The following is a 10,681-nucleotide window of genomic DNA, read 5'->3' on the forward strand; positions in this document are numbered from 1 at the left end:
GGTCGTCGAGGGCCTCGCCCAGGCCATCGTCAACAACGAGGTCCCCGAGACCCTCAAGGACAAGCAGGTCTACTCGCTCGACCTGGGGTCCCTGGTGGCCGGTTCCCGCTACCGCGGTGACTTCGAGGAGCGCCTGAAGAAGGTGCTCAAGGAGATCAATCAGCGGGGCGACATCATCCTGTTCATCGACGAGATCCACCGGATCGCACGTCCGGCAGAAGAGATGCTGTACCTCGCCATGGAGGACTTCCGGATCGACATCATGGTGGGCAAAGGGCCCGGCGCGACCTCCATCCCGCTGGAGATCGCCCCGTTCACACTGGTCGGCGCCACCACCCGATCAGGTGCGCTCACCGGCCCGTTGCGCGATCGCTTCGGCTTCACGGCGCACATGGACTTCTACACGGACGAGGACCTGGCCCGCATCGTCTCCCGGGCGGCCGAGATCCTCGAGATCCCGGTGCAACCGGACGCGGCGATGGAGATCGCCGGGCGCTCCCGCGGCACACCGCGGATCGCGAACCGCCTGCTGCGCCGCGTGCGCGACTACGCCGAGGTCCGGGCGGACGGGCGGGTCACTGTTCCGGTCGCCCGCGCGGCGCTCCGGGTCTACGAGGTGGACGAGCTGGGCCTGGACAGACTGGACCGTGCGGTCCTGCGCGCGCTGCTCGTCCAACATGAGGGCGGGCCGGTCGGATTGAGCACGCTCGCCGTGGCCGTGGGGGAGGAGGCGACCACCCTCGAGGAGGTCTGTGAACCGTTCCTCGTCCGTGCCGGTCTGCTCGCCCGCACGCCCCGTGGCCGGGTCGCCACCGCCGCGGCGTGGGAGCACCTGGGCCTGCGCCGATCGGACAGGGATCCGACCGAACCGATGCTGCCGGTGGAGACGGAGACGGGACCCGGCCCGCGCGGATGACCACCCGGGTGGCATCCTCGGACGAGACCGGTCCGACGCCCGGACCCGACACCTTCGGACCCACCGACGGGTCCCGACACGAGAGGACCCCCATGGGACTGGAACTCCTGTTGCCACTCATGATCATCGCGCTCGTCGCGCTGATGTTCTTCCAGAGCTCCAAGCAGCGGAAGGCGATGAAGGACCTGCAGGAGATGCAGGCCTCACTCTCGGTCGGTGATCAGGTGCTCACCACTTCCGGGCTGCACGCCACGGTCGTCACGGTCGGCGAGGAGACCCTGGTCCTGGAGATCGCCCCCGGGGTCCGGACGCAGTGGGACCGTCGGGTGATCCGCGAGAAGCTCGACCCCGGCACGACCCCCGGATCGTCCACCGGAGAAGACGGCGCTGATTCCGGACGAGGGGCTACCGGCGAGTAGTGTGATGGGGCCGTCCAGCCGGAGGCCCCTGCAGAAGACCGAGAGAGATCACCCGTGTCACCAGTCCGTTCTCGGCGTGTAGACGCCCGCCCCAGGCCCTGGGCACTGCTGTCCTCGTTCTGCGTGGTGTTCTTCATCCTCTTCCTCGCGGCGTTTGCCGTCGCCGATCGGGGACTCGCACCCAAGCTCGGCATCGACCTGCAGGGCGGGACCCGGGTCACGCTGATCCCCATCGGACAGCCCGACGAGCAGGACCTGCGTCTGGCCCAGGACATCATCCGCGATCGCGTCGACGGCCTCGGCGTGGCCGGGACCTCGGTGGTCATCGAGGGCAGCAACATCGTCCTCACGGTCCCCGGCGAGGACTCGAGCCAGGCCCGGGACCTCGGGACCACCTCGCAACTGACGATCCGCCCCGTCCTCGAGGTCCAGCCGGTCGCCGAGGGGGACGTCGAACCCGTCGATGCCGCGGTCGGTGACCGAGAGGCGGTCGCCCGGGCGGTGGAGGAGGCCCTCGAGGTACGACAGGGCGACCCCGAGGAACTCATCCAGCGTCTGCCTGAGTTCCGGTGCCCTGAACGAGAGATCACGGCGGGATTCGAGGATCAGTCCCAGGCGTTGATCGCGTGCGGAGAGGGCGCCAAGTACGTCCTCGGCCCCGTCCCGTTGCTCGTCGGCGAACCGGAGGACGGTGAGCGCCTCGACGGCCAGCAGATCGTCAAGGACTCGGTGAGCTCCGGCTTCAGCCAGCAGGCCGGTCAGAACGAGGTGTCGTTCCGGTTCAACGCCGGACCCGGACAACAGGGCAGCGCCACCTGGTCGCGCCTGACCCAGGAGTACCTGCAGCGCCAGATCGCCATCCTCCTGGACGGCGAGGTGATCAGCGCGCCGGTGGTCCAGGGGGTGACCCCGGTCGGGTCGGCCACGTCGATAACCGGCAGTTTCACCATGGACGAGGCGGCGACGCTCGCCGGGAACCTCCGGTTCGGCGCCCTGCCGATCTCGTTCGAGGACCCGAACGTCGACAACGTGCCCGCCTCGCTGGGTCTGGCCTCCCTCGAGGCCGGCCTGCTCGCAGGAGCGATCGGTTTCCTGCTGGTGCTGGTGTACACGGTGCTGTACTACCGGTTGCTCGGCGTGATCGCGTTCTTCTCCCTCGTGATCTCGTTCCTCGTCACCTATGTGATGCTCGTGTTCCTCGGGTACACGGTGGATTACAGCCTCGACCTGGCCGGGGTGGCGGGCCTCATCATCGGTATCGGCATGACCGCGGACTCCTACGTCGTGTTCTTCGAGAGGATCAAGGACGAGCTCCGCGACGGTCACCGGTTCAGATCCGCGGTACCCAGAGCGTGGAAGAGCGCCAGTCGCACCATCATCACCGGCAACGTGGTGAGTCTGATCGGCGCCGTGGTGCTGTACCTGCTGGCCACCGGAGAGGTCCGCGGATTCGCCTTCACCCTGGCACTGAGCACCGTCATGGACGTCCTCGTCGCCTTCACCGTCCTGTGGCCGCTGGTGTACCTGGCCTCGACCAAGCCGTTGTTCACCAAGCCGTGGGCCAACGGCCTCGGCCGGATGGAGTCCCTCCGGGCCGACTCCGCCGAGCGACGCCGCCACGAGCAGGACGCCGAGAAGGACGGATCCGATCCGGGCTCCGAGCGCGGCCGAGGCGTGTCCGCCACCGTGCGGGGCCCGGATGGGCGACCCACCGATCCGGGGCCGGCGTCCCCGGGCGTGACGATGATCCTGCCGCGCCGTGACGACTCCGAGGAGGAGGGCCGATGAGCGCCCCGGGAACGATCGACTCCGACGGCACGGCGGGTCCCGACCAGCCGGAGAGCCTGTTCAACCGTCTCTACACGGGGACCGGCGCGTTCCCGATCGTGCAGCGCCGCCGCCTGTACTTCCTCCTGACCGGGGCGATCGTCGCGATCTGCCTCGCGAGCATCATCTTCCGGGGGTTCACCTTCGGGATCGACTTCACCGGCGGCACCAAGTTGACGATGCCGGCGGGGGATGCGGACACCGGCCGGGTTGCCGCCGTCGTCGAGGAGACTCTCGGTCAGGAGCCCCAGACGGTCCAGATCGTGGGAGCCGGCAACGCGCGCATCGTCGAGGTGGAGACCGGCTTCCTCACCAGTGACGAGATCTACGCGACCAAGCTCGCGCTCGTGGAGGAGTTCCAGCCCGTCGCGGCGAGCGGCGAGGTCTCGATCGAGGCCGTCGGCGACTCCGCGCGCAGCGAGAGCTGGGGTGGACAGGTCACCCAGCAGATGATCATCGCCCTGGCGGTCTTCATCGTGATCGTGTTCGGCTACATGGCGCTGCGCTTCGAGTGGCGGATGTCGGTGGCCGGCGTCGTCGCGCTCTTCTTCGACGTCATCACCACGGCGGGCGTCTATTCGCTCCTGGGATTCGAGGTCTCACCCGCCACGGTCATCGGCCTGCTCACCATCCTCGGTTTCTCCCTCTATGACACGGTCATCGTGTTCGACAAGGTGGACGAGAACACGCGCGGCAGCAAACACTCCTCGAGTAGCACCTACGCCGAAGAGGCGAACCTCGCGGTCAACCAGACGCTCATGCGATCGATCCACACCACCACCATCGGCATCCTCCCGTTGCTGGCGTTGCTGGTGGTCGCGGTGTGGATCCTCGGGGTGGGCACGCTGCTCGACCTCGCCATCGTCCAGGTCGTCGGCATCATCACGGGCACGTTCTCGTCGATCTTCCTCGCGACCCCGCTGCTGGTGTGGCTCAAGGAGTTCGATCCCGCCACCAAGCGCCAGACCGCCAAGGTCCTGGCCCGCCGGGAGAAGGCCGGGGCCACCGCATGAAGGGCCACGGGACCTCGGGTGTGTCCCCGGGGGTCGTGGCCGCCGTCGAGCGCCTGATGCGCCGGGTCGAGGACTTCCCGGTGGCCGGCGTCCAGTTCTGTGACCTCACCCCCGTGCTGGCCGACCCCGAGGGTTTCGACGCCGTGGTGGCGGGCCTCGCCGCGGGTCATGAGATCGGGTCGGTGGACTACGTGGCAGGGCTGGACGCGCGTGGCTTCCTGCTCGCCGGGGCGGTCGCGTTGCGGCTGCGCACCGGCGTGCTGGCCATCCGAAAGGCGGGCAAACTCCCACCGCCCGTGCACTCGCGCTCGTACGAACTCGAGTACGGGGCGGCGACGCTCGAGCTCCCCGCCGACGGCCTCGACCTCAGTGGCACGCGGATCCTCGTGGTGGACGACGTCCTGGCCACCGGCGGCACTCTCGGAGCGGCCGTCGGGCTCCTCGACGACTGTGGCGCCGTGGTGACCGGCCTGTCGGTGGTGCTCGAAGTACCCGGGCTCGGGGGTAGGGATAGACTGTCCGGCACACCGCTGACCTGCCTCACGGTCGCGTGACCACCGCCCGTCGTTGACGGACCGGACATGGAGGGAGAAGCCGGAATGACCGATCGGCAGGATCCCACAGCGAACATCGGAGCCGGCCCCCAGCCCGCACCTGCGGAGCAGACCCGGTCCAGCACCCAGCCCAACACCCAGCCCCTCCCGGTGATCCCGGGCGCCCGCCCGTCCGCCGGCCGTCGCGTCCGGGCCAGGTGGGCCCGGCGCCTCACCTCGGGGTTGACGGTGACGTCCACTCCCGCGGTCCTGGAACCCCTTGTCCGGGTGCACCGGATCCACCACGCCAAAGCCGACGTGGCGCTGCTCTCGCGTGCCTACGCGCTCGCAGAACGCCAGCACGAGGGCGTGTTCCGGAAATCCGGCGACCCCTACATCACCCATCCACTGGCGGTGGCGACCATCTGCGCCGAGATGGGCATGGACACCACCACCCTCGTGGCAGCGCTGCTGCACGACACCGTGGAGGACACCGACTACTCCCTCGAGGCCCTGGCCTCGGATTTCGGTGACGAGGTCGCACACCTCGTCAACGGGGTCACGAAGCTGGACAAGGTCGACTTCGGCGAGGCGGCCGAGGCCGAGACGATCCGCAAGATGATCATCGCGATGGCGCATGATCCGCGGGTGCTGGTGATCAAGGTCGCCGACCGCCTGCACAACATGCGGACCATGCGATTCCTGCCGCCGGAGAAGCAGGTCAAGAAGGCCCGCGAGACCCTGGAGGTGATCGCGCCTCTGGCCCACCGTCTCGGAATGGCCACCGTGAAGTGGGAACTCGAGGACCTGGCCTTCGCGATCCTGGAGCCCAAGAAGTACCAGGAGATCGTGCGACTGGTCGCCGATCGGGCGCCGAGCCGGGACGTCTACCTGGGAACGGTGATCACCCGGGTCAGGGCCGAGCTGGAGAACGCCCACATCCAGGCCCGGGTCGAGGGCCGACCCAAGCACTACTGGTCGATCTACCAGAAGATGATCGTCCGGGGACGCGAGTTCGACGAGATCCACGACCTGGTGGGCATCCGCGTGCTGTGCGAGGACGTCCGGGACTGCTACGCCGCGATCGGCGTGGTGCATTCCGCCTGGAAACCGATGCCGGGGAGGTTCAAGGACTACATCGCCCAGCCCCGCTTCGGCGTCTACCGCTCACTGCACACCACCGTGATCGGTCCCGACGGCAAACCGTTGGAGATCCAGATCCGGACCCACGAGATGCACCGGAACGCCGAGTACGGGATCGCCGCGCACTGGCGGTACAAGGAGACCCGCGGCAAGCACCACGGCGATCCCGCCGAGGTGGACGAAATGGCGTGGATGCGCCAACTGTTGAGCTGGCAGCGGGAGGCCGCCGATCCGGGGGAGTTCCTGGACTCCCTGCGGTTCGAGATGACCAGCAAGGAGATCTTCGTCTTCACGCCCAAGGGCGACGTGATCAATCTCCCCGTCGGTGCGACACCGGTGGACTTCGCCTACGCCGTCCACACCGAGGTCGGTCACCGGTGCATCGGTGCGCGGGTCAACGGCAAGCTCGTCGCGCTCGAGAGGCCCCTGGAGAACGGCGAGGTCGTCGAGGTCTTCACCTCGAAGGACCCCAACGCGGGCCCCAGTCTGGACTGGCAGAAGTTCGTCGTCTCGGGCAGGGCCAAGAGCTCGATCCGGCAGTGGTTCGCCAAGGAGCGGCGCGAGGAGGCCCTCGAACGGGGCAAGGATCTCATCACTCGGGAGGTACGCCGAGGCGGGGTGCCCGTCCACCGGGTCTTCTCCAACGAGTCACTGGCGGGCGTCGCACGTGAGTTGGGTTTCGCCGACGTCACGGCGCTCTACACGGCGATCGGGGAGAACCACGTCTCCGCGAAGCACGTCGTGGGTCGGCTCGTCGCGGCCCACGGGGGGGTCGACGAGGTCACCGAGGAGCTGGCGGACCGTTCGCGGGACAAGAACATCACCTCGAACCGACCGGCGCCCCCCGGTCCGGGGATCCTGGTGGGCGGGGTGAAGGACGTGCACGCCAAGCTCGCCCGCTGTTGCATGCCGGTCCCCGGGGACGAGGTGCTGGGGTTCATCACCCGCGGTGGGACCGTGAGCGTCCACCGCACCGACTGCACCAACGCCTCCGACCTGCACAGGGAGCCCGAGCGACTGGTCAAGGTCGAGTGGGCACCCCAACCCGGGGCGGTGTTCCTGGTGGCGATCCAGGTGGAGGCGCTCGACAGACACAGGCTGCTGTCGGACGTGACCAAGGTGCTGGCGGACGAGAAGGTCAACATCCTGTCCGCGTCCGTCCAGACGGCCGGCGACGACCGGGTGGCGATCTCGCGGTTCACCTTCGAGATGGCCGATCCCAAACACCTCGGACACGTCCTGCAGACGGTCCGGGGCGTCGAGGGGGTCTTCGACGTCAACCGGATGACGTCGAACTGAGCCGGGAGCCCGGTCGGTCCGGCCGCCGACCACGCCTCGGCGGGCGGGCCGGCCCCCGACTCACCTGTCGGGGAGTCCTGACTGGGCGTCGACGACCACGGACTCGATGGTGACGGGACGCCGCGGCACCTGGTTGTCGCGGTCCGTCGGATCGTCGCTCTTCACGCCGGTCTCGGCGATGTCGTCGAGCACCTCCAGCCCCGGTTCACCGACCGTTCCCATGACGGTGTACTCCGGCGGGAGCGCCGAGTCCTCGTACACCAGGAAGAACTGGCTCCCGGCACTGTCGGGCGCCTGCGACTTGGCCATGGCGACGGTTCCGCGGGGGTAGATGGCGGCACCCGACCCGTCGGCCGCGAGTTCGAGGGTGTCGGGCGCGGGCGGCTCGTCCACCACGGAGTACCCGGGCCCGGACAGCCCGGTCCCCGTCGGGTCGCCGCACTGCAGCACCGACAGTCCGGGAACCTCCTCCGGGCCGGTGGTCTCCTCCGCCACGGTCAGACGGTGGCACTCGGTGTCGTCGAAGTACCGCTGCTCGGCCAGGTGGACGAAGCTCGCGACGTTGCAGGGCGCGCCGGAACGATCGAGCGTGAGGGGGATCTGGCCGCGGTCGGTGGTGATGGTCAGTTCCGCGGTTCCCCGGCGGGCCTGGTCACCCGACGGCGGCTCGGCCTCGCGCCTGTTCTCGTTGACGGTCTCGACCTGCGCGTTGAACTCCTCCACCTCGGCCACCACCTCGTCGCCCTGGTCCTCGAACTCCGCGGGGTCGAGCGGTTGGGGGGTCTCGGTGTCAGCGGGGTACTCGCAGGTCAGCCAGTTGGCCGCGTACTCCTCCGCGCGCTTGCGGTCGTAATTGATCCAGGCGACCACCCCGACGATCCCCAGCAGGACCGCGACGACGACCGAGGCCGCCACGATCTTGAGTTGCTTCTCGCGACGGGCCTGCGCCTCCATCTGCTCGCGCAGGCGCTGGCGCGCCTCGGCTCGGCGTTCCTGGTTGGTGGACACTGACCCTCCTGGGTACCTGGACTAGGCTGGAACAGTCGGCTGGAGCCGCGGTGGGGCCGAAGCGAGCAGACCACAGCGCTCCAGCCCAGGGGTCTTGTCTACCAGGTCGAGGCGAGACGGTTGCACACCACTCCGGTGTGCGGCCCAGTCGGCCCGGGGCCCTGCGACGGAGCCCTCGGGCCATCGAGGAAGGGAGCGCGGGACGTGCAGATCATCGGATTCCCGGCAGGGATGTTCCAGACCAACTGCTACATCGTGTCCGACGCCGCAGGGGACTGCGTCATCGTCGACCCGGGCCAGGACGCCGAGGACCAGGTGCGCCGCCAGGTGTCCGAGGCGGGGCTGCGGCCACGGGCGGTACTGCTCACCCACGGTCACCTGGACCACATCTGGAACGCCCGGCAGGTCGCCGATCATTACGGTGTGCCGGCGTACATCCACCCGGAGGACCGCGTGATGCTCTCCGATCCGGGCAAGGGACTCTCGCTCGACCTGTCCGCCATGCTCAAGGGCGTCACCTTCACCGAGCCGGCGGAGGTCGTGGAGGTGTTCGACGGCGACACCCTGCGATTCGGGTCGATGACCTTCGACGTGGACCACGTACCCGGACACAGCCCCGGGTCGGTGTCCTTCCGGATCGTGGCCGACACAGAGGAGGGGCGGCGGACCATCGTGCTCGGCGGCGACGTGCTGTTCCGGGACGGGGTGGGTCGCACCGATCTTCCCGCGGGCGACACCGATGTGCTGATGCAGTCGATCGCCAAGAAGTTCCTCACATTGGACGACGACGCGGTCGTGCTCCCCGGCCACGGCCCCTCGACCACCGTCGGCCGGGAACGGCGGTCCAACCCGTTCTTACGCGACCTCTAGACCCCCGCCCCCCGATCCACCCACCGACTACACGCAAGGATCCACCACACGTGACCGGCACTCAGAAGAAGACCGCGCTCAAGGCACCGAAGGGGGTGCCGGACTACGTCCCCCCGACCTCGGCCGGGTTCGTCGCGGTCCGGGAGGCGATCACCTCGGCCGCCCGGCGGGCGGGGTACGGGCACATCGAGCTGCCGATCTTCGAGGACACCGCGCTGTTCGCCCGCGGCGTGGGTGAGTCCACCGATGTCGTCTCCAAGGAGATGTACACGTTCTCCGATCGCGGCGGCCGGAGCGTCACCCTCCGGCCCGAGGGGACGGCCGGGGTCATGCGTGCGGTCATCGAGAACGGCCTGGATCGCGGGCAGCTTCCCGTCAAGCTCTGTTACGCCGGCCCGTTCTTCCGCTACGAACGTCCCCAGGCCGGGCGGTACCGCCAGCTGCAGCAGGTCGGCATCGAGGCGATCGGGATCGACGACCCCGCCCTCGACGCCGAGGTGATCGCGGTGGCCGACGAGGCGTTCCGCTCCCTCGGGTTGACCGGGTTCCGACTGGAGCTCACCTCGCTCGGAGACGAGACCTGCCGCCCCGGGTACCGGGAGCGGCTGCAGGCCTTTCTCGCCGGGCTGGATCTCGACGAGGCCACCCGGGAGCGCGCCCGGATCAACCCGCTGCGCGTGCTCGACGACAAGCGCCCGGCGGTCCGTGCCCAGCTCGCGGACGCCCCGCTGATGATCGACCACCTCTCGGACCAGAGCGCCGCCCACTTCGCGGAGGTCCGGTCGCACCTCGACGCACTCGGCGTTGCCTATGAGGTCAATCCCCGGATGGTCCGCGGCCTGGACTACTACACCAAGACCACGTTCGAGTTCGTCCACGACGGACTCGGCGCCCAGTCCGGGATCGGGGGCGGCGGGCGCTACGACGGACTGATGGAACAGCTCGGGGGGCAGGACCTGTCGGGCATCGGATTCGGCATCGGCGTGGACCGCACGATGCTGGCGCTGCAGGTGGAGGGTATCGACCCCACCGTCGGCGGCCGGGTGGACGTCTATGGCGTGGCGCTCGGCGCTCCGGCCAGGGCCGCGATGGTGCCCGTCCTGGCCGGGTTCCGTCAGGCGGGTCTGCGCGCCGACATGGCCTACGGCGACCGCGGCATGAAGGGGGCGTTCAAGGCCGCCGACAGGTCAGGGGCCGCGGTCACCCTCGTGGTGGGTGAGAACGAGTTGGCCTCGGGCACCGTGGTGGTCAAGACGATGGCGACGGGCGAGCAGAACGCGGTCCCGGTGGACTCGGTGGTCGACCACGTCACGGGGCTCGTCGCCCGCTGAGCGCCGACGGGGATCGCGACACCCGCGGACCGGAGGTGCCGCACGACCGGATCGATCCGGCGGGACCGTCCGCGCCGGGCGTCGGCCGCAGCCGACGCCGGGGACACCGGGGGGTGGACGTAGACTGTGCGTCGTCCGAACCCGGGTCCGACCGCACGAACCGCGGCGGGTCCCGTCGCCGTTCGCCGACCATCCAGCATTCCCGACGAGAGGACCACCCCGTGCTGCGCACCCATTCCGCCGGCCAGCTCCGAGCCGCCGACGCCGGGGACACCGTCACCCTGGCCGGCTGGGTGGCGCGCCGCCGGGATCACGGCGGGGA

General features: G+C 69.3%; 9 protein-coding genes. 8 read left to right on the top strand and 1 reads right to left on the bottom strand.

Annotated elements, in window-relative coordinates; genetic code table 11:
* The 6 genes from ruvB to G6026_RS14895 form a co-directional block, all read left to right on the top strand.
* Positions 1-916, top strand: a 916-nt coding sequence (ruvB, locus tag G6026_RS14870) for a Holliday junction branch migration DNA helicase RuvB (RefSeq protein WP_194307638.1), incomplete at its 5' end; no start/stop codon positions are given.
* Positions 913-1,335 carry a preprotein translocase subunit YajC gene (gene yajC, locus G6026_RS14875; RefSeq protein ID WP_231750261.1) on the top strand — a complete coding sequence of 141 codons (423 nt, stop codon included), beginning with the start codon at positions 913-915 and terminating at the stop codon, positions 1,333-1,335. The genes ruvB and yajC, both read left to right, overlap by 4 nt.
* A gap of 54 nt (positions 1,336-1,389) precedes the next feature.
* Entirely contained in the window at positions 1,390-3,123 is a 1,734-nt protein-coding gene (secD, locus tag G6026_RS14880) for a protein translocase subunit SecD (RefSeq protein ID WP_231750260.1), read from the top strand.
* Positions 3,120-4,175 (top strand): protein translocase subunit SecF, encoded by a 1,056-nt coding sequence (secF, locus tag G6026_RS14885; RefSeq protein ID WP_107756547.1) that lies wholly within the window; start codon positions 3,120-3,122, stop codon positions 4,173-4,175. Before secD ends, secF begins: the two co-directional genes overlap by 4 nt.
* Positions 4,172-4,729, top strand: coding sequence for an adenine phosphoribosyltransferase (locus G6026_RS14890; protein WP_107756546.1), 558 nt, complete (start codon positions 4,172-4,174; stop codon positions 4,727-4,729). The genes secF and G6026_RS14890 overlap by 4 nt, the downstream gene beginning before the upstream one ends.
* Before the next feature lie 45 nt (positions 4,730-4,774).
* Positions 4,775-7,150, top strand: a complete 2,376-nt coding sequence (locus G6026_RS14895; protein ID WP_182613632.1) for a bifunctional (p)ppGpp synthetase/guanosine-3',5'-bis(diphosphate) 3'-pyrophosphohydrolase — start codon at positions 4,775-4,777, stop codon at positions 7,148-7,150.
* A 60-nt stretch (positions 7,151-7,210) separates the two neighbouring features.
* Here the strand turns inward: G6026_RS14895 and G6026_RS14900 are convergent, their stop codons facing one another.
* A complete protein-coding gene (locus G6026_RS14900) occupies positions 7,211-8,158 on the bottom strand; it encodes a peptidylprolyl isomerase (RefSeq protein ID WP_107756544.1) in 948 nt (315 codons plus the stop codon).
* 204 nt (positions 8,159-8,362) lie between these two features.
* On the opposite strand from G6026_RS14900, the gene G6026_RS14905 reads away from it, so the two are divergent.
* Together G6026_RS14905 and hisS are read left to right on the top strand one after the other, a co-directional pair.
* A complete protein-coding gene (locus G6026_RS14905; RefSeq protein WP_182613633.1) occupies positions 8,363-9,028 on the top strand; it encodes an MBL fold metallo-hydrolase in 666 nt (221 codons plus the stop codon).
* 50 nt (positions 9,029-9,078) lie between these two features.
* Positions 9,079-10,359 carry a histidine--tRNA ligase gene (hisS, locus tag G6026_RS14910; RefSeq protein ID WP_182613634.1) on the top strand — a complete coding sequence of 427 codons (1,281 nt, stop codon included), beginning with the start codon at positions 9,079-9,081 and terminating at the stop codon, positions 10,357-10,359.
* The last annotated feature ends 322 nt before the right edge of the window (positions 10,360-10,681 follow it).

The organism is Dietzia sp. DQ11-38-2 (assembly GCF_014145055.1).
Classification (GTDB): Bacteria; Actinomycetota; Actinomycetes; order Mycobacteriales; family Mycobacteriaceae; genus Dietzia.